The 20,984-nt window shown below is 41.0% G+C and carries 15 protein-coding genes and 1 pseudogene; 4 read left to right on the top strand and 12 right to left on the bottom strand.

Features of this window, described 5'->3' with window-relative positions; genetic code table 11:
• Positions 1-4: 4 nt before the first annotated feature.
• Entirely contained in the window at positions 5-682 is a 678-nt protein-coding gene (locus tag ACE1AT_RS11315; protein WP_374868274.1) for a Uma2 family endonuclease, read from the bottom strand.
• An 88-nt stretch (positions 683-770) separates the two neighbouring features.
• On the opposite strand from ACE1AT_RS11315, the gene ACE1AT_RS11310 reads away from it, so the two are divergent.
• Positions 771-2,018 (top strand): class I SAM-dependent methyltransferase, encoded by a 1,248-nt coding sequence (locus ACE1AT_RS11310; RefSeq protein ID WP_374868272.1) that lies wholly within the window; start codon positions 771-773, stop codon positions 2,016-2,018.
• Between the two features lie 384 nt (positions 2,019-2,402).
• On the top strand, positions 2,403-3,269 hold the full coding sequence (locus tag ACE1AT_RS11305) for an NAD(P)-dependent oxidoreductase (protein ID WP_374868270.1): 867 nt from the start codon (positions 2,403-2,405) through the stop codon (positions 3,267-3,269).
• Positions 3,270-3,283: 14 nt separating this feature from the next.
• On the opposite strand, the gene ACE1AT_RS11300 is transcribed toward ACE1AT_RS11305, so the two are convergent.
• The 6 genes and pseudogenes from ACE1AT_RS11300 to ACE1AT_RS11275 all read right to left on the bottom strand — a co-directional run bounded on the left by ACE1AT_RS11300 (position 3,284) and on the right by ACE1AT_RS11275 (position 10,230).
• A complete protein-coding gene (locus ACE1AT_RS11300; RefSeq protein WP_374868268.1) occupies positions 3,284-4,192 on the bottom strand; it encodes a DNA-methyltransferase in 909 nt (302 codons plus the stop codon).
• 226 nt (positions 4,193-4,418) lie between these two features.
• The gene (locus tag ACE1AT_RS11295) at positions 4,419-6,605 is read right to left on the bottom strand and encodes a tetratricopeptide repeat protein (protein WP_374868266.1); all 2,187 of its coding nucleotides are present in this window, start codon (positions 6,603-6,605) and stop codon (positions 4,419-4,421) included.
• A gap of 335 nt (positions 6,606-6,940) precedes the next feature.
• Positions 6,941-7,120: a photosystem II assembly protein Psb34 gene (gene psb34, locus ACE1AT_RS11290; RefSeq protein WP_374868264.1), complete on the bottom strand. Its 180-nt coding sequence runs from the start codon at positions 7,118-7,120 to the stop codon at positions 6,941-6,943.
• Between the two features lie 240 nt (positions 7,121-7,360).
• On the bottom strand, positions 7,361-9,361 hold the full coding sequence (gene thiO / locus ACE1AT_RS11285) for a glycine oxidase ThiO (RefSeq protein ID WP_374868262.1): 2,001 nt from the start codon (positions 9,359-9,361) through the stop codon (positions 7,361-7,363).
• A gap of 167 nt (positions 9,362-9,528) precedes the next feature.
• Entirely contained in the window at positions 9,529-9,879 is a 351-nt protein-coding gene (locus ACE1AT_RS11280) for a hypothetical protein (protein WP_374868260.1), read from the bottom strand.
• A gap of 14 nt (positions 9,880-9,893) precedes the next feature.
• Positions 9,894-10,230, bottom strand: a pseudogene (locus tag ACE1AT_RS11275) (hypothetical protein).
• Positions 10,231-10,643: 413 nt separating this feature from the next.
• Here ACE1AT_RS11275 and cimA point away from each other — a divergent pair.
• On the top strand, positions 10,644-12,248 hold the full coding sequence (cimA, locus tag ACE1AT_RS11270) for a citramalate synthase (protein ID WP_374868258.1): 1,605 nt from the start codon (positions 10,644-10,646) through the stop codon (positions 12,246-12,248).
• A 392-nt stretch (positions 12,249-12,640) separates the two neighbouring features.
• On the opposite strand, the gene ACE1AT_RS11265 is transcribed toward cimA, so the two are convergent.
• Positions 12,641-12,874 (bottom strand): hypothetical protein, encoded by a 234-nt coding sequence (locus tag ACE1AT_RS11265; RefSeq protein WP_016860799.1) that lies wholly within the window; start codon positions 12,872-12,874, stop codon positions 12,641-12,643.
• 162 nt (positions 12,875-13,036) lie between these two features.
• Here ACE1AT_RS11265 and ACE1AT_RS11260 point away from each other — a divergent pair, with 162 nt between their 5' ends.
• Complete coding sequence (locus tag ACE1AT_RS11260; protein WP_374868255.1) at positions 13,037-15,169, top strand: NAD(P)/FAD-dependent oxidoreductase; 2,133 nt, start codon at positions 13,037-13,039, stop codon at positions 15,167-15,169.
• A gap of 7 nt (positions 15,170-15,176) precedes the next feature.
• Here ACE1AT_RS11260 and ACE1AT_RS11255 read toward each other — a convergent pair whose 3' ends face one another.
• The 4 genes from ACE1AT_RS11255 to ACE1AT_RS11240 form a co-directional block, all read right to left on the bottom strand.
• On the bottom strand, positions 15,177-16,724 hold the full coding sequence (locus ACE1AT_RS11255; RefSeq protein ID WP_374868253.1) for a hypothetical protein: 1,548 nt from the start codon (positions 16,722-16,724) through the stop codon (positions 15,177-15,179).
• A 215-nt stretch (positions 16,725-16,939) separates the two neighbouring features.
• Complete coding sequence (locus ACE1AT_RS11250) at positions 16,940-18,487, bottom strand: hypothetical protein (RefSeq protein WP_374868251.1); 1,548 nt, start codon at positions 18,485-18,487, stop codon at positions 16,940-16,942.
• Positions 18,488-18,588: 101 nt separating this feature from the next.
• Positions 18,589-19,362: a TIGR03943 family protein gene (locus ACE1AT_RS11245; protein WP_374868249.1), complete on the bottom strand. Its 774-nt coding sequence runs from the start codon at positions 19,360-19,362 to the stop codon at positions 18,589-18,591.
• A gap of 87 nt (positions 19,363-19,449) precedes the next feature.
• The gene (locus tag ACE1AT_RS11240) at positions 19,450-20,496 is read right to left on the bottom strand and encodes a permease (RefSeq protein WP_374868247.1); all 1,047 of its coding nucleotides are present in this window, start codon (positions 20,494-20,496) and stop codon (positions 19,450-19,452) included.
• Positions 20,497-20,984: the final 488 nt, after the last annotated feature.

The following is a 20,984-nucleotide window of genomic DNA, read 5'->3' as shown; positions in this document are numbered from 1 at the left end:
AACCTTACCTCCTGAGTTTCTCCACAAATGCTTGATGTTCTGGTGTTTGCAAACCCTGTTGAAGAACTGCTAGAACCTCAGCCATGTTACCTTCTCGCAAACCATCAACCACCAACCATAATCCCGGAAAAATCTGACTGCGAATTATCCCATCTGCATCTGGTTCTCGTAAAATATATCGTCCTTGTTGTAAGTTGAACCAATCTAGACGATTCTCGTAACTTTGCCAAACAATATATTCTTTGACCCCATTGCGACGATAGGCATTAAGCTTATCATTCAGGTCATAAGCAGCACTACTAGCAGCAATTTCTACGATTAATTCTGGTGTGCCTTCAATATAATCATCGTCATTAATACGGGAATTGCCACCTACCTCTGGTTCAATTCGTAATAGGGCGTCCGGTTGAGGTTCATTGTCAGCATCAAGACGTACTGTGGCGTTATCTTGTAAATCAACTCCAGGTGTTGCAGCAGTGTAAACTAACAACCAACCGATTATTTGAGCATGAGGTCTGCCGTGACCTCTAGCACGTACAGGTGAAGCCAAGTATACCACTCCTTCGATTAATTCTGCTTTCATATTTTGCGGCATTGCCTGATAGCGGCGTTCAAATTCGTCGCGAGTCAAGCGATCGCCACTTTCTAAAGGAGGAAAATTAGTAGTAGATATAGCTGACATAGGAAAAAATAAGTTTTAATTTTTCACATGGATTATGTATCGTCATCCGATTTAATTCAAATATAGAAAATTTGAAATCTCAAAATTTATGGATTCTCATCCAACATTATGTGCTGCTATACGCGATCGCATTGCTAATAGTCCTGATCAGCGAATTACTTTTGCTACCTACATGGATATGGCATTGTATCATCCTGACTATGGATACTATTCTACCGAAGCCGTGAACATTGGTAAGCAGGGCGACTTTTTCACCTCTGTTCATCTTGGCCCTGATTTTGGTGAGTTGCTAGCTGAACAATTTGTCCAAATGTGGGAAATTTTAGGTCAACCTGCGGCTTTTTCTTTGGTAGAAATGGGTGCAGGACAAGGCCATTTAGCACTAGATATTTTAAATTACTTGAAGCTGCGCTATCCAAATTTTTTTGCTGCTCTAAAGTACATCATTGTAGAAAAGTCCCCCATTCTTAGGCAAGAACAACAACAACGCTTACAAGGATTCACAGTCGAAATCAAAAGCAGTTTAGAAGAAATACTTAGTAACTCTATTATCGGCTGCTTTTTCTCAAATGAATTAGTGGATGCTCTACCCGTACATCAATTTATTTTAGAGCAAGGGCAACTGCGAGAAATTTATGTGACTCTACAGCCAGAGTCAATAGAGACGCGATTCATCGCGTCTGCACAAAGTCAAGAGTCAATAGTCAATAGTCAACGTCCCCCCACTCCCTTCACAGAAGTCATCGCTGAACCTTCCACACCAAGACTGGCTGAATACTTTGATTTAGTTGGTATTCAGTTTCTAGAAAACGTTTATCCAGAAGGTTATCGCAGTGAGGTAAATTTAGCGGCGCTAGATTGGTTAGGTGTAGTAGCAGACCGTTTGCAGCGAGGGTATGTGCTAACTATAGATTATGGTTATCCAGCAAGTCGTTACTATAATCCCAGGCGATCGCAAGGAACACTCCAGTGTTACTGGCATCATCAGCGCCATAATAACCCCTACATCAATATTGGGCAACAAGACATCACAGCCCATGTTGATTTTACAGCTTTAGAGAGATGGGGTGAACGCTGTGGATTAGCTAAAGTTGGTTGGACGCAGCAAGAATTATTTTTGATGGCGTTGGGTTTAGGCGATCGCATGGTTAGCCTTTCTCATACAAACCAACCCATCTCGGATTTACTGCGTCGTCGCGATGCATTGCGTCAGCTTTTAGATCCTTATGGATTGGGTGGATTTGGTGTCTTGGCACAAAGTAAAGGACTTAAGGAAACAGAAACATTTTTAACGCTGAAGGGATTTACAGTGCCACAACTACCAACATCAAATTGAAAAGTTAAAACTATATTAATCTCACTTGGGTGAAAACTAATTTACCATTAAAGGCTGAAGAATGAATTATAAAGGCTGAAGTAAATATTTTTTAACCTTTAACCTTTATCGTTATACATTTTATCCTTCTTTAGTCAAAAGGTAATAATTATGACCACCCATGATTTATTCATGCTAATCGTGCTACTCATTCCCGGCATTTTACTTTCAGTAATGATTATGGTGACTTTTGCCGCAGGCGGCTAAAAAAACTAGTTAGTAGTTAGTAGATATTAGTTGGTAGAGGAGATGGGGAGACAAGGGAAGGGATCAAACAAAATACTAACTACTAACTGATAACTGATAACTGACCAACAGCGATCGCTCTACCAAAGGAACATAAAAATGAAGGTAGCATTTCTGGGGACTGGATTAATGGGACTGCCAATGGCACATAATTTGTTAGAAGCAAGAGTCCAGCTAATAGCCTATAACCGCACCCCAGAAAAGTTAGAACCGTTAAAAGCAGCTGGTGCGGAAATAGCAGAAAAAGCTTATCAAGCAATTAATGCAGCTGACTGTGTGATTTTGATGCTGACGAATGCCGCAGCTATCTATAGTGTCTTACTTTCAGACCGATGTTCACAAGCTGTAGCAGGAAAAAGCGTCATTCAAATGGGGACTATTACTCCAACCGAAAGCAGAGAAATTAGAGATGCAGTAGTTGCCGCAGGGGGTGAGTATTTAGAAGCACCCGTACTTGGCAGCATCTCAGAAGCCCAAGCTGGGAATTTAATTGTGATGGTAGGGGCGCATCAAGAACAATACCAACGTCACTTAGAGTTATTCAAACACTTTGGCCCGGAACCTGTCCTAGTTGGGCCAGTGGGAACTGCGGCGGCGCTGAAACTGGCTTTAAATCAATTAATTGCTTCTCTCACAGCAAGTTTTGCTCTTAGTCTTGGCTTTGTCCAGCGTTATGGCATTGACGAAGACCTGTTTATGTACATTCTGCGTCAAAGCGTCCTTTATGCCCCAACTTTCGATAAAAAGTTGCAAACAATGTTGGAGGGAAATTATGCTAATCCCAATTTTCCCACCAAACACCTGATGAAAGATACTGATTTCTTTATTGAAGAAGCAAAAGCAGCAGGTTTAAATGTCAGCAGTATTGAAGGTGTACGAAAAATATTAGAAATGGCGATGAAAATGTCATTTGCACACGAAGATTATTCCTCTATATTTTCTGTAATTAAATCAGGGGAAAATTAAAATATTTTATTTAATTACCTAATCTTTTTTCTCCGTTCTTCATTCTTGCGATCAAACGAAAACCATTCCTCATCTGACATATTTTTTACAGATTTTATACGTTCTACTGCCCATGCTGCATATTCAGGAATAATCTCACAGCCTAACCATTTTCTACCAAGTTGTTCTGCAACAACAAGCGTTGTTCCTGAACCGAAAAATGGATCAACAACAAGATCGCCTCTAGAAGATGAGGAAAGTACAAACTTTCTCACTAACTCCTCTGGCTTTTGAGTTGGATGTTTGGTTTTTTCATGCATCCCATTGCATGTAGTTGGTATTTCGATGACATCTCTGGGTTTTGCACCCTTGGGATGGGGATGCCAAATTCTACTATCATTCTTACCATTGTTGCCGTATTGGCTTGTTTTTGCTTGAGGATGTTGTGGATATTTTAAAGTGTGTTGTCCATAAGTTATACGTATATTATCTGGATGAAAATAAAAATCTTTTGTTTTTCTAAAATGTAAGATACTTTCATGAGAACGACCCCAATCGTTGGAGAAATTTGCTTTATTTTTGTAATGCCAAATCAGCCACCGACACCCACTAAAAAATTTTAATGCAGGTAGTTTAATATCAGCTATAATTTCTGAAAAACCACAAATATATAATGAACCTGTCGGTTTTAAGATCCGAGAAACTTCTTCAATCCAGATTAAAGACCAATTTACATAAGCTGCTTGCGATTCAAAATTATCCCATTCAGCTTTTTTTATATTATACGGAGGATCTGCAAATACTAAATCTACTGATTCTGAAGCAAGAGTTTGTAGCCATTTTATTGAATCACCAATCCATAATTCTCCGTTAGGATGGTAATAAAAAGCTTGAGGGTTTTGTGAATCATATTTTTTTATATTGCAACTTTCTTCTGGAATCACAAATCAAATCTGAAGTTATAAAGTCAAAAAAGTAAATTTTAATTAGGATGTGTTAGGCGGATTTTTTTCATATTGTTTGTTGCAAATAAAATCATTAAAGCGCCTAACGCATCATTCTTAAGTTTGTAGTGAGGACTTTAGTCCTCAAAATAATAGCTAAAGCCACTTAATACAAACAAGAAATGAGAATTGTGTGTAACACCTACGTAAGTCCTATATCTTCTAATTACAACTTCGGTAGTATTTCTGGTAGTAAGTGACCAGGAACTTTAGATAAAGCAAGATTTTGTCCTTGTATTCCTAATTCACTGTGAAAAGCACGAATAGTTTTCACTACATAATTAAATGTTGTTTGGTGAGCTTCGGGTTTTTGAGTTAATCCATTTAATGCTTGTAGATGATTATCCAATGCTGATTCTAAATGTTGAGAACGTGCAGTTTTATCACCATTCAAAAATTGATCTGTTGCCAGATTATAATGTGCTAACCCTAAGTTGTTATGAGTCGCAAAAATATCAAAACTTAAAGCAACACCATTCAAAGAATGAGCAAGAGACAGGGATTCTTCATAGGCATTAATGCACAGTTCTAAAAACTTTTGTCGTTCTTCTTTAGTTATTTGTGGCTGGTTGGCCAAGTGCCAGTAAGCAGTACCCAGATTATTTTGTGTGGCAGCACAAGCGGCGGGAACATGTGCTGGTGTACGATATTTCAAGGCTTCTCCATAGGCAGCCACAGCAAGTTGCAGATTCTCCCCTGGATTTTCGTACTGTGCTAAATTCCAATGAGCAGTACCAATGTTGTTTTGAATCATGCCATATTTGAGTGGTTCCTGTTCTGGATTGTAGTAGGCTAAGGCAAGACTGTAAGCAACGATCGCATTCTTTAAATGCTCCATTGGTTGATTGTATTGTGCCAAATGCCAGTAAGCAGTACCCAAATTATTCTGAGTTGCAGCATACTTCAATGGTTCCATCTCGGCGGTACGGAAGTTGAGTGCTTCTCGATAAGCAGTCACCGCTTTTTGCCAGTTTTCCCCAGCGTGAACAAAACGTGCTAAGTCACCATAAGCAGTCCCCAGATTATTTTGCACACGTGCATAGGTTTCTGGATGGGTTTCAGGTGAAATTAGCTTTAAAGCTAATTGATAAAATTCTATTCCCTGTTCTATATAAGATTGTCCTTCTTCAGAATTGGGCGGTGTGCGATATAGCATCCAATAGAGTGTACCCAAGTCGTTCAAAATATCTGGCACTTGTGGCGAAGTTTCATCGTGGGTGATAGCCTCTTGATACGCCAAAATAGCCACCATCAAGTTCTCTAAATTAGTTTGTCCCTGTTCAATGCGGAGGCGATACAAGTTGCCCAGACGATGATAAGCTACTGCCAGTGTTTCTGGTGAAGCTTTTGTGGAATGTAAAGAGTCTATTTCTTCTAGAAGTTCCTCTACTTGGACACTCTCATCTTGATCGTGAGCGATCGCACTGTTAAGAGTTGCTAGTACTAACTCTGTTAACTCTCTACTAATGTGCGATAAACGCGGTGGCGGTGGAGTCTTGCTGATATTAACTTTATTTCTAGCTTCCTCCTGAAATGTTTCTGGAACAAATAATTCTGATTTGATTGGTGAAGGTTCTTGCGGTTTGTGTCCACGATTTACAGGTGTTTGGATCGCAAAATCAATCTCTTCCACAGGGAAATCGTCACCAGAGACAGGTTCTTCCCAGTCTACCTGTTCAATATTTCCTACATCTAAGCTTCTAGAACTAGAAAAGCGTTCTGGTGAATTTTTGGTACGAGTTGTCGGTGTCGGTTCTCCAGCAAACACAAACACACCAGTACGACAACGCCAAAACTGTGGTGCTGATTGTTGTATGGCGTACAACCAAGGACGCGATACCCACAGTAATAGACTGGATTCCAGAAAACTGCTGGATTCTGGGCTTGATAAATGTTGTTCAGTTAAACGTAAATAGTGCAAAAATAAACGTTGCATTGCCACTGGTTGCTTGGTCAACTGCTCAACACCTACAATTTGAAAAGCTGGTACTGGCAATGACCGTCCAGGATTATCTTTAGACACACCAACAATTGGCGGTGGATAATTCACCAGCCATTGATTTATTTGTGCGATCGGGTTAGGGTCACTTAAATTCAACCTCAGAGTCACTAGTCTTGGATAAGCTGGCGTACTAGCTTCATGTGTATTTGATGGTTGATACAGCACTTGCCCCACTGGATAGGCCAAAGTTGAATGCAAACGTGCTGCTACCTGATTTCTCAGGGTTAAGTCATCACATACCGCTACCAAAATTTGTCGCCGCAAACCAAGACTGAGGGCAACTTTTAGACGGTGGTATACTTGGCGATTCCACGCAAATTTATCCGAATGTGCAGTATCATTCACGCTCATGGTGGCTAGGGAGCCGAAACGCAGTGTACATCCCTTTTAAGGGCATTATGTAAGCAGTCTGTATATCTAACTATGACTATGATTTTCAAGTAGTGATTGCTCTGCTCAGGATAAATCAAGGTTTGAAATAAGAATAGAGGTATTGTATATTATTATACTTAGTTTTTGCACTTATTTTCTTGCATAAAATAGCAATAACCTACTACTGAAGGGCAAATTTCTGAATTTATCACCCTCTATCTCTATCTTAGAGATTAGACAAAAAAACCAGGTTTCCAAAAATTTAGAAACCTGAATAATTGTAAAATAAAATTGATTTGTGAAAGCAATTTTTATTAACTAAGATTAGAAACAGAGAAGGCAACAAAAATCAAACCACTGACCAGAACTATTCCCACAACTCCCATAATTAGATAATTGCGCTTTTGCTGGGCTGTAGGAGGCTCTGCTTGGTAAACTTTGGGTTCACGGGCAAAATTGTTGAGGCGACCGCCTTCTTCAGTCGTGTAGGGCATGAATAAATTCCTTACGCTACTTATTCATTTTATGTTACATAAATGCAATATACTGCTCTTGTCATTAGAGATAATTTGTTACAAAAGGAATTGGGGATCGGGGATTGGGGATCGGGGATCGAGGATTGGGGAGAAGGGAGACAAGGGAGACTTATCAGTTATCAGTTATCAGTTATCAAATTAAACTGTTAACAGTTTAATTTGATAACTGATTCATCCCCGATCCCCTATCCCCTATCCCTAATTTGTAATTGTTCCAGTAATTGGTGAAGAGGCGCTGGCGTAGTCTTTGATGGGCATCCTGCCAGCTAGATAGGCTATGCGCCCGGCAGTTGTTGCCAGATTCATGGCGCGTGCCATCAGGGGTGGGTTTTTTGCTAAGGCGATCGCACTGTTAATCAACAAAGCATCCGCACCCATTTCCATCGCTTGTGCTGCTTGAGATGGCGCACCAATACCAGCATCCACCACTACAGGAACATTGGCATTTTCAATAATGATTTGAATGTTAGCAGTTGTTTTCAATCCCTGACCGGAACCAATCGGTGAGGCGAGAGGCATTACTGTTGCACAGCCGACTTCTTCTAAATGCTTGGCTAGCATTGGGTCAGCATTAATATAAGGTAAAACCGCAAAGCCTTCTTTTACTAATTGTTCTGCCGCTTGTAGGGTACCAATGGGGTCTGGTAATAAATATTTAGAGTCGGGAATTACTTCTAACTTGACAAAATTATTATCTTCCTGTCCCAAAAGTTTTGCCATTTCTCGTCCCAAACGGGCAACACGAATAGCTTCTTCGGCGGTTTTGCAGCCAGCAGTATTCGGTAGCATCCAAATTTTTGTCCAGTCGAGCGCTTCGGCTAAACCTTCGTGTCCAGGTGCATGAGTTTGTACTCGTCTAACTGCGACAGTCACAATTTGACAACCACTTTCTACTACACTTTGCTGCATTTCTTCGATGGTGCGATATTTACCAGTTCCCGTCATTAAGCGGGAGGTGAAAGTTTTGCCAGCGATGACGAGGGGTGTGTCAGCAATGGTAGGGGTGGGTTGGGAAATCTGCCCGTAGGATAGTGGTGAAGGCGAATGAGTAAGCATCACAGGGGAGGTAGATGATTGGTTCTGGAAGCGCGAGTAATGAAAATGGGACAGAAGAGGGTCAGATTTTTGTTCCCAAATCAAATCAGCAATTAATGCTGCTGTTATGGGTGCAAGCAGAATCCCATTCCGATAGTGTCCCGTAGCAAAAGTGAGGTTTTGACAGGGGCTATTTCCCAGGATTGGTAACTCATCGGGGGTAGCAGGACGGAATCCCCACCATAATTCTTCTATGGGATAATTCTGGATTTGAGGATATAAACGGATGGCTTTTTGTAGTAAAGTTTGAATTCCTGCTGGTGTGTTGTGGGGAGTAAAGCCAACATCCTCGACCGTAGCACCAATAATAATTCGTCGATCGCGCCTTGGCACTATGTAAACATCGTGACCAAATAAAACTCGTGTTAGGGGTAATTCCGCGATCGCTTCTGGTACACGCACACTCAACATTTGTCCTTTGGTTGGACGTACGGGTAAAGGAAATAATTGATTCGTCCAAGCACCTGTAGCTAAAACATAGTGTTCGGCACGCAAAATTCCAGCATTGGTTTGGACTCCTGCAACTTGCCCTTGCTGCTGCAAGATACCTTCTACTGCTGTTCCTTCTTTTAGTTCCACACCCAAGGATTGCGCTGCACCAAGCAATGCTTTTGCCAAGGCTCGATTGTCTACTTGGGCATCTTCAGGATACCACCAACCACCAGTGATTTCTTCTCCTAAACCCGGCTGATATTGGTTAATAGTTTCTTTGTCTAACCAGTAAGCTGTTTGAGAAGACACCGACACTGGAAAAGATGACGAGAACTCACTGCTTCCATGTCCCCCATGTCCCCCATGTCCCACGTCCTCTCCATAGACTGGCGCTAAAATACCACAAGGCCAGTAACCACTGTTTACACCAGTGAGTTGTTCTAATTTGTACGTCCACTCAGGATAAATAGAACGCGATCGCCAACATAATTCTTGCATTGCTTGATTGGAGATGTTTTCTGCATCCGGTGCTAACATCCCAGCAGCAGCATGTGTAGCAGCTGCGTGGAAGTCACGACTAGTCACGATGACTTTCGCGCCACGCAGTTTCAACTCAACGGCGATCGCTAAACCGATGACACCGCCACCAATAATCAAAACATCGTTACTCATTAGTCAAGAGTCCATAGTCAAGAGTCCATAGTTAAGAGTCCATAGTCAAGAGTCCATAGTCAAGAGTAATGGCTATCAACAATTGACAATTGACTATATAACTTTTAACTCATAATTGGTAACTCATAACTAGTAACTCATAACTGTTAATTGATGATCAGCAACCACTACCACAAAGCACGAATTGGTTCGTTATTGTTAGTATCATTTGATTGAGTATCGTCTGTGGTGGTTGTATTTGAATTATCTTGAGCAGTTGTTGTTGTGTCAGTCATGGTATCGGTCAATGTGTCATCAGCAGCGTTGTTCTGAGCAACATTAGTTTTGTTGGTTCTGGTGGGAGTTGTACCGGTTGCAGTGCTGTTGACATTGATGTTGGCGGGGAGAACTTTTGATGTTTTACCTCCTGGGGCTTGAGCAGTATTTTGTCCGCCCATCGGAAAGCTAATCCCCAGCAACGTACCTAGTAAAATTGCCAAACCTCCAGCCATCAAAATGAGTGGTGTCCATCTACCCATATTTTTTCTCCTTTTTAACCTTTTGGTGTCCAGACTACTTGAGAACCTTCTGCCCAGAATCCATCAAATTTAGTAACTTTGACATTTCCTAAAAGCTGAGTTTGACAAGCTAAACCCAAATCAATTGGCTGATAATGAGGAGGTAGTGAGTACCACCCTTGTTTACGCCAATTAGCTTGGTGCAAAATTACCTTCTACTTGCATTTGCAAAGAACAACTATCGATTAACCGACAGTTAATAACCTTAGCATCGCTATTGTAGAGGTCAATACCATTTTGCAGCAAAATCTTCCGCAGATTGGTTCCGCGCATACACTCACTAGTTTTACTTTGAGCTAGCACCCTGGGCATTGCAGATCACTACACAAGTTTTAGGTTGTATTGTAACAATTTATTTCTGATACAGAAAAAACTATTTCCCAATCTTATTTTAGTTATGAAACAATCACAACCATATCCTTAAGGATAAGTTTAGAAATCATTTGATATTGTCATATTATGATGATCTTGAAAAACACTGAAGTGGTTGTGCTGTGGGGAATACAGACTTCTTGATGTCGATGTTTTCTAGATTTGAATGATGGTATCAACGTCACCATCTGTGAGCAGATTTTCATCAGCGTAGTGTTGTCACAATTGACCTTGAAATATAGTTGTGATGAACTGCAAGGAGCAGCTAGCCTATAAACTCCTAGCTTTCTTGACAATTATATATCCTGACATATCTTTAATTTTATTCTGTAGTCTGAACAACTCTTCATCTTATGAGCGCTAACTCTTTACCTCAACTTTGGATCTATGACACAACACTTCGAGACGGTACTCAACGCGAAGGGCTATCTGTATCTATAGAAGATAAGTTACGTATTGCCAGAAGACTTGATCAACTGGGTATTCCGTTCATTGAAGGTGGTTGGCCTGGCGCCAATCCGAAAGATGTGCAGTTTTTCTGGCAATTGCAGGAAGAACCGCTCAAACAGGCTGAAATCGTGGCTTTTTGTTCGACTCGACGCCCAAACACAACAGTGGCTTCTGAGCCAATACTGCAAGCTATTCTCGCTGCTGGCACTCGTTGGGTAACAATTTTTGGTAAGTCTTGGGATTTACATGTCACTGAAGGACTCAAGACTACTTTGGCTGAAAATTTAGCGATGATTCGCGATACGATACAGTATTTGCGCGCTCAAGGGCGTCGTGTGATCTACGATGCCGAACACTGGTTTGATGGCTATAAGCACAATCGGGATTATGCTTTACAAACATTAGAAACTGCGATCGCATCTGGTGCTGAGTGGTTAGTCTTTTGTGATACTAATGGTGGCACTTTACCCCATGAAATTACGCAAATTATTACTGATATAGTTAAATATATTCCTAGCGGAACAAAATTAGGTATCCATACTCATAATGATTCGGATACAGCAGTCGCCAACGCTCTAGCCGCAGTCATGACAGGCGTCAGGATGGTTCAGGGTACAATCAATGGTTATGGCGAACGTTGTGGTAATGCCAATCTCTGTTCGCTAATTCCTAACTTACAACTCAAGCTAGGGTTTCAATGTATAGAAGATAACCAAATCTCCCAGTTGACAGAAACCAGTCGTTTTGTCAGTGAAGTTGTTAATCTTGCTCCAGATGAACATGCACCATTTGTTGGTAGGTCAGCATTTGCTCACAAAGGTGGTATCCATGTATCAGCGGTAGAACGTAATCCCCTCACCTACGAACATATTCAACCACAACAAATTGGTAATTGTCGCCGGATCGTCATTTCCGAACAATCAGGAATTAGTAATGTTTTATCAAAAGCCCGCTCATTTGGGATTGAATTAGATAAAAATGACCAGACAACTCGAAAAATTCTTGAACGGTTGAAAGCTTTGGAGAGTGAAGGATACCAATTTGAAGCAGCAGAGGCGAGTTTTGAATTATTGATGCGCCAAGCTTTAGGAAGTCGGCGGTTATTTTTTGAAATCAGGGGTTTCCAAGTCCACTGTGAGTTAGGACAGGGAGAAGAAAATACTAGCGCCCTAGCTACAGTTAAAGTTGCCGTAAATGGTAAAAATATTTTGGAAGCAGCAGAAGGAAATGGCCCTGTTGCTGCTTTGGATGCAGCTTTACGCAAGGCTTTAGTGAATTTTTATCCCCAGATTGCAGCTTTTGAACTGACAGACTACAAAGTGCGGATTCTCAACGGACATACAGGCACAGCAGCCAAAACCCGTGTCATGGTAGAGTCGGGAAGTGGTCATCAACGGTGGACAACAGTAGGAGTTTCCACAAATATTTTGGAGGCTTCCTATCAAGCAGTGGTAGAAGGATTAGAATATGGCTTGTTGCTACATTCACAAGCAGCAGTAAGAGTGTAAGGGTGTAAGAGTGTAAGGGTGTAAGGGTGTAAGAGTGTAAGGGTAAATATTTAATTGTTTTTCTTCCTCCTACACCCCTATACCCCTATACCCCTATACCCCTATACCTATTTTCTAGTTATTTGGTTGTCATCGCGGATAATTGAACTTTTGAGGAATTTGAAGCGTAATCCTAAATTTATCCGCGTCAAGACTTAAATCAAGATATTATCTTGAGAATTGCTGACTTGTTTGTCGCAAGTCTGTTGCTTTGGAAGTGGTTATTCTTTTTCACCCGCAAATTGCCAATCTCAGACCACACATAGTACACTCACACACCACACAAAATAATTGGCAATGAATTTTTTGTTTGTTAGTAGACCACTAACTACTAACTATGACCACTAACAAATCTAAGAAAAACTTTCCCAGGCTTGGGTGACTACTTGACTAAGCCACTGGCGCTGCTGTTTATCTAGTAGAGTATCTTCAGCTAGCAATTGCGCTGTTAGTTCCTCCAGCGATTGGCCTTGATCGCGGACAATTTTTATTACACCTGCGATCGCAGCAGCCACTAGGGCTTCATCAACTGGTTTTTGCCTTAAGGCAATGATTTCTTGAGGGTTGTCTGGAATGGGATAATTCATGGCGTAAGGTTTAATGAAACAGAGAATGAACAAAAACTTTGACAAACTTTTAAAATTTCTTTATTGAATTTTTATTCAACAAGATAGGGCGGATCATACCGTAAATCACCCTTGTTTGGAAACTGCCTTAGTACATATTATTAGCTGGAGATTTGAAAAAGAATGAAAGAGATACTTTACATAGAAATACCCACACCGGACACATCAGCAGTATGCAAATGGTTACAAACTGACTTTGAAGCAGGAATTGGGGAAAAAATGCCGACACCGGATGGTTTCCGCCTGAGAATGATAGGAAATACAGATAAAAGCAGAAGTATTCCGGAAAACTTCAGCGAACTTTCTGTTTTTGTTTGGTCACTACAACGAACTACTTACCTGAAGGTGTTCCGGTGGTCAGATCAAGCCTTTCCTCAAGAAAAACAAATTCTCAAAACCCTGACAACTGAAATCAGAAGCCGCTTTCCTCATCAATACCCAGAACCACCAACAATAGATTTATCCCACCAATCGATTTTTGAAGCACTAGCACCCCATTATCCCCTTACTGTCAAATATTTTCAAAAAATTCCTCATGGCGAATATGACCTGAAACGAGTGTACTGGTGGGAGCAACGCTGGCGTCAAGGCGTACGCAACCCCCAGAAGCCGCGTCAGGTGTTGTTTGCTCACCAGAAGTGGGGACACGGGGACAAAGAGGACAAGGGAGACAAGGGGAGAAGGGGGACAATAAACACCAATCCCCAATATGACCTGATCTATATCGGCGGTGCGCTTGGCGTTATTCATGCGGCTGTGATGGCAAAATTAGGTTACAAAGTGCTGTTGGTGGAACGGTTACGTTTTGGACGTATGAACCGGGAATGGAATATTTCTCGTGATGAAATTCAAAGCTTGATAAATTTAGGTTTGCTGACATCCAACGAAGTAGAATTCATTATTGCCCGTGAGTATCAAGACGGATTTAATAAATTTTTTGATGCTTATGTTCCCAAACCATTGAAAGCACCAATTTTGCACACTCCCACAGTCCTAAATTTAGGGTTAGATTCTGAGAAATTGCTCCAACTATGCGGACAAAAACTGCTAGCAGCTGGTGGTGAAATCTGGGATGAAACAGAGTTTATCAAAGCTGATATTTATACATCAGAAGTTGTTATTACATTTAAAGACTTAAGTCATCAAATAGACAAGCAAGCAAGCGGACGAGTGCTTGTAGATGCGATGGGAACAGCATCACCCATCGCTTGGCAGTTAAATGGCTATCGTGCGTTTGACAGTGTTTGTCCGACGGTAGGAGCGGTGATTGAGCGGGGATTTGAGCCGGGAGTATGGGATTGTCAGTATGGGGATGTGCTTAATAGTCACGGTGATATTTCGCGGGGAAGACAGTTAATTTGGGAATTATTTCCCGGTACAGACGAAGAACTAGCAATTTATTTATTTCATTACCACGAAGTTAATGCCCAAAATCCCGGTTCCTTACTGGAAATGTATGAGGACTTTTTCACAATTTTGCCAGAGTATCGGCGCTGTGACATGGACAAGCTAGTCTGGAAAAAGCCGACCTTTGGTTATATACCAGGGCATTTTAGTGTGGGGAGTAGCGATCGCACCATAGCCTTTGATCGATTAATCGCTATTGGTGATGCTGCATCTCTCCAGTCACCCTTGGTTTTCACAGGATTTGGTTCCTTGGTTCGGAACCTAGAACGCCTCACCACTCTTTTAGATATCGCTCTCAAACACGATTTACTTTCTTCTCGACACTTGAACCGAATTCGTGCCTTTCAAAATAATATTGCTGTGACTTGGATGTTTTCCAAAGGGATGATGGTTCCTACTGGTAAATTTTTACCACCAGAGCGCATCAACACTATGCTGAATAACTTTTTTGGTCTTTTGGCAGATGAACCCCTCGAAGTCGCAGATGACTTTATCAAAGATAGATTCAATGTGCTTACTTTTAATCGGTTAGCACTCAAAGCAGCCAGGAAAAACCCAGCATTGCTACTGTGGATTTGGGAACTAGCTGGTGCTAGAGATTTATGGCGTTGGTTAGGGAACTATTTTGACTTTCTTCGTCATAGTCTCATTAGTGCTTTACTGAGTCGATGGCTACCAATTTTTCTACACCGCAATGGTCAATGGTTAGAAAATCGCTCTCCAGCATTGTGGTTACAGCTATCAGCTATCAGCTATGCGTTAACTACAGGTAAAGGAAAACCAAAAGTTCAGACTCAAGAGTCAATAGTCCATAGTCAACAGTCCAGAGTCCAAAGTTTTTACCATTGACCATTGACTACTTCTTAGGGCGAAAATTCGGTAATTCTACGGATGCTAAAGACTTTCGCCCTTTAGGTGGTCGTTCAGGATAAACCACGGGTGAGGGCGATTTGTCAGACTCATCAGACCCTGGTAAAGAAGGGGGTAATGGTGACATATCTAACCATAAATCCTCATTTTCCTCAGAATCTGTGTCAGCACTGGGTGAGATGACAATTATTGATTCTTTTGTATCCTCTGTATCCTCCGTATCCTCCACCGGAGTGGCTACTATTTCCCAAATGGGCGTCACACTTTGATCATCATTTTTTGCTTCTTCTATATCTTCTGGATCTTTTTCAACCAATAGTGGTGGTGATACAAATGTGGTTTGGGCAGCAAAAAACAATTGAATTAAGTTATCGACTTGCTCATCTAAACTTAACGAGTCTGAAGATGAAATTGTTTGTGATCCAGTGTCATCATCAATTTCTGGCTCGATAGTTGTTTGCTCTGGAGTCAGTGTGCTTTCTTGAGATGGAGTATCAGTAGTCGATGATTGATTAGAGGTCGAGTTATCCCATGGGTATGGGTTTGAGCAAGAAGATTCTACCCTGAAACGATCTGTATCTTCTGTGGAAGAATCAGCTTCTGCTGACCAGGGTTGAATTGGTTGCTGGTTGGGAAGTAAAGAATGAGTTCGCTGATAATTTCTAGCGTGTTCATTACCTACATTATTGGTATTAGTATAAGCATCTGTAGAATCAGAGCTAGGTGGTGGTGTTTCTAGACATTTTTCGAGAGCTGCTTTAAATTGTAATGTTTGGCGTTGTTGCCGCATTAAGCGAGTACGTAATTCTCGACAGGAATTTTCTGATTGCAGTAGCTGGTGGGATTGTTCGTTATATTTAGTTTGAAGTAAGGTACATTCTCGCTCCAGTAGGGCAAGACGTTGTTGGTTAATTTCTAGCTGTGCTTTATAGTTCTCTATAACAGTTTCTTGAGTTTGCACTGTTTGTAGTGCAGTTTCCAACTGTTGATATAGGGATTTTATCTGTTCTTGAGCAGCATTTAGCTCTTGAGTCTGTTGGTTAAGCATAGACTCTGCAACAGTAGAACGCTTTTGCTGCCATTGCACAGCCCCTTCCGACTCAGATAAAGCTGTTTTTAAGCTTTTTATTTGTTCATATAAATCATTGTTGGCAGAACGCAATTCTTCATTTAATGCCAACAGTTGCTTAAATTCAGAGTCAATCAGTGCTTGTTTTTCTTTTTCAGGCTCCGCAACCCAATCTAGCTCAGGTTTTAATTCCTCTAGTTGCTGCTGATTTAACTCTAATATGTATTCAGAATTACTCGTTTCCTCTATTTGTTGGTTCGTTTCTGTCATTGAGTCTTGACAAGATGCATCTTCCTGACACTGCTGATCTGGCGCTGGTGCTAACAATGGCAATTGCGAAATTATTTTGTTTTCGAGAGGCAAAACAGAATAAAAAGGACAACTTGCTTGTTGCGGTTGTGGCGCACTAGCAGGATTTTGGGGTTCATTAAAAGCCCCGTTATTTGGGGTGTCTGCTTCATTCATCACTTTTCACCCACCAGCTTAAACTTATCGATTGGTGACTGCGGTAGCATTACGTATCAATGCTGTCTTATCAAAATCTACTCCATTCGGCAAGTTTGTCACCTCCCCAAGGAGAGTCATTTGTGATTATTTTGTTATAACTTTTTGCTACCATACAGTGCGAAGTTGTTAAAAAATTAACAACTAAGAAATTCTGCCCCACACCCTCACCTCAATCAAGGCAACCAACGAGGATGAAATCCTGTTAACGGCAGTTGTTCTGGCTTAAGGTCTGCATTTTCCTGGGCATCGGCTATTGGTAATAATGGCATTAACCACAGGTTGCTAGTGGCTATAGCCTCTCCATCATCAGTTGTCAACAAAGGTGCATTCGCTGGTGGATTCGGGTTTGTCTGGATCTGGTCAAATAATAAACCCAAACCATCAGGAGATAAACTCATTTGTACGTTTCGTTGATCGGGAGGTAGAACCAATAATGGTTTCTGTTGTCCTGTTTTGATATCAATGGCAACTAGATATGGTTGTTCTTGATAATATTCCCCTGGTAATAGCTGTGTTAGCAAGCAGTAAAGCGTGGGGGACGCAGTATCAAATTGACAATTCACTATTGAACCTGTGGTGGATAGGAGTTTTTTCTGAACGCCCTGGTTGGTGACTAAAAACAAGTCTCGTGTATAGTCTGTATTAAACTTAACCATTGCTGCTTGTGAACCATCCCCGGAAAATGCCTGTACCAATCCAAATTGGGGGAAAAAATCTAGGGGTTTAGTACCATCTTTTTGTAGAGGCAAAATAGCCGTTCCTTGACCTTGGGCAAGCGCTACAGCTTTACTATCCGGTGTAATCATAAAATCTCCCCCCGGTTGACTTTGCAAGCGTTGAGGAGGTGTTTGTTGACCAGAACTATCACTGATAACTGGTATAAACCACAGCCCAAAGTCGCCAGGATTATCTTTTTTCCCTCTTTGGACAACAATGGTTTCTCCATCAGGCGATACATCAAATTTCAAGTTTTGATATTCTTTGTTGTCTAAAAGCAAGTCTACTTTAGCTGCTGCTTCTGCTGTTTTTTCATAAGGTGCATTAAAACCGGTTGTGACTGTATACAATTGTGCTGATAATAAGTCTTGACTATTTGCGGGGCGAGCGGCAAATAATATTTTCTGCCCATCTGGAAATGGCTTAAAGTCGGTAACTATGAGGTCTTTGGGGGTAAGTATCTTTTTTTGTTCTTCGGTTAAGTTATAAAGAACTAACCTTCCTTGGTCTTCATTGCTAGCGCCGATATAAAGAATTACGCGATCGCGTGTGCTAAATGTTGTTTCAAATGGTTGTATGAGTTTATTAGTTTTTTCTTGGCTAGCGAATTTATCTTTTGCTTTCTCCAACTTCACTTTGTAAGTTGTTCCATAGGGTGCTGGTGTGATGAAACTGTAGCCCATGCGTCGCCCCGCCCAACTGAATGTACCTGCTAAGGGAGGCTCTATTTTTAAATTTTCCTCTACGCTTTTTGTATCCATAGGACGGCTAAAGCTGAGGATGAAGGCTTTGTATTCTGCCCCAATATTTTGATTTTGAGTGGTGAAATTAGTCCTAGATATATCTTTTTCCTCACTTTGTACGTGTTTCCAAGTAAATTCTCGGACACGAACTCTGACTACATCACCCTGGGATATGATTAGCCCAATGATCAAAATGAGCAGTAACATTAATGCGATCGCAATGCGATCTAAGGGTTGGAAAAAATTTTTTTTACTAGTCATTTGTCAATTGTCATTTGTCATTTGTTAATCGTCATTTGTCAATTGTCAATGGTCATTTGTAAAAGAAGCTTGACTATTGACTATGGACTATGGACTATTGACTAATAACTATAGGGATTTTTTGGTTGAGGAATTTTTTTCAAGGAACTAGCTGCAATGGTGAGTTGACGTTTGTCTGCTATTGTTTCGGTGGTCATTTGTCCCTCTACTTCTAACCAGGTATCTACTGGGTATTGATCGCGAGTTTCTTTTAATTTGACTGGTAATCCTACAGGATAAGCATCGGCGGCGCAGCAAGTCAGAACAAAACGCGCTAAAAAGATATATTCTTTTGCGAGGTCTGGCGGATGGATGACAAATCCCTGTACCTTGACTTTATTACCTTGATATCTATCTGGTTCTGGATAGACGTTAAGCATCCGTACCCAGTCTACGAGCGATCGCTCTTCAGGAGCAACAGAGGCGCGGAATGCTTGTGGTTTGACGCGCGTAGAACCCAATAATTCACTGAAATCTCGTTGTAGTGCTTTGTCACTAGCAAATACTTGTGGTGTAAAGGTCAATCCCAAGATGGCTGCTACTAACAGCAAAGCACTACCCCATCCAGGTGGAAATAAACTGATGTGTTGCATGTTACCAGTCATTTCATGACGACGCCGCTGCAAAAGTTCTTTGGCTTTGAAAAAAGCGACAATTAACAAGCAAAATGCAGCCGCCACTACTAATCCAAAATAATTCGGATGAATTAACAAATTAAGCTTGTCAGTCAACCAGTATTTCAACAGCAAAATTCCCCAAGCTGTAATTGCGAAGACATCAAGCCAGGGGAGTAATTTCTTTTGAATTCTATTTATACGGTTTGGATTTTTAGTCATTGCTGATTAGTCAAGAGCCAAAATTCAAGAATTAGTAGGCAATAGTCATTGCTTTGGACTATTGGCTTTAGACTAGGAACTAAATTTTTAAAGAAAATGCAAATTAAGAATCAGTGTGAACAAAAAAGTTAATAATGCAGCTAAACCAAATAGGTAAAAGATCGCTCTGGGTCTTAATATTGTTAACATCAAACCTATACCTTTAAGGTCAACCATTGGCCCAAATACTAAAAATGCTAATAAGGAACCACTGGTAAAAATAGAAGCAAAAGACAGAGCAAAAAAAGAATCAACAGTAGAGCAAATTGACACTACTGTTGCGAGTAACAACATGGTAGTAATTGAACTAATTGGGCCTGAACCCAAGCTGAGAATTAATTCGCGAGGAGCAAGAACTTGAATAGCAGCGGCGATCGCACTACCGATCACTAATACTGCTCCCAGTTCTCGCAGTTCCTGTACGGTATTTTCTAATACTAATCGCAGTTTTGCTTTTAAGGGTTTACTCTGAATCGAATTTGGGGTTGTAGCTGACGCAGCAGCTTCTAAGCGCGTAGTTTGCCCTGCTCCTAACAAAAACGTTCCAGACTGTAATAAAGTGGGTACATTTGCTTGCTGCTGTCCTTGGGAAACTTGAAGGCGGTGTTTTGTGTCTGGAGTTGGGGGTGGGTTAAATTTCAAGTAACGAGCGATCGCAGGTTGAACTATGGGAGTCAAGTCTTCTTGAAAGCTAAACACAAAGCCAATAATAGTGGCGATTAATAGGGAAAATACTACTCGTAATACTACTATTTCTGGCTGATCGCGAAATGCTGTCCAAGTTGCCCAAATTACAATCGGATTAATTGTTGGTGCGGCGAGCAAAAAGCCAATTGCTACTGATGTAGGTACTCCCTGCATCAATAAACGCCGTGCTACTGGCACGTTACCACACTCGCAGACTGGAAACAAAAACCCGACCATACTACCGACTAAAGCACCTAGTAGGGGATTTTTGGGCATTTTTTCTACCAATTTGCGCTCATCTATAAAAAATAGCAGCAAACTGGATAAAAATACTCCCAACAGCAAAAAAGGCATCGCCTCGACTAGCAGACTCAAAAATAGAGTAAAACCATTGTTAAGTTGATTCATGGGCGTCGCTGTCAAAAGCGGTTTCTAATTATAAGCTTCTGCCACGTCATTTTATCGAAATGGGGATCAAAAACTGGTAAAGACTATATAAGCGTTCATTAAACATTAAATTTACAATTAATTTGGATGATTGTTTTTGAAAGCTTGCAAACCATTACTGGTGATAGATAACTATTTCGATTTGGGTTTTTCTACAGGTAATGAATCTGATTCCTAGATAGCTGAACTTTAAAAATAGTTCCAATTCTAGAATTTAATTACTTACCAGCACAATTATTGCTCACATTTTTTTATAATTACGTTAAGTTTGCCTGATAAAATGCTATATTCTATGGTTTTTTATCAAGTATTCATCTTTTTCTGCGGGATACCCCGACCTGCTTCGCTGAGGTCGGGGAGGGATAGCAGGTCAAACTTGGTGGCTCGATGCCATCAAGTTTGACAATCTCCGAGTTGGCAGCACGATTAATCCCGTGCTTCGCTGTACC

The organism is Pelatocladus sp. BLCC-F211 (assembly GCF_041928655.1).
In the GTDB taxonomy this organism is placed as follows: Bacteria; Cyanobacteriota; Cyanobacteriia; order Cyanobacteriales; family Nostocaceae; genus Pelatocladus.
This window is presented reverse-complemented; position numbering and strand designations above follow the sequence as displayed.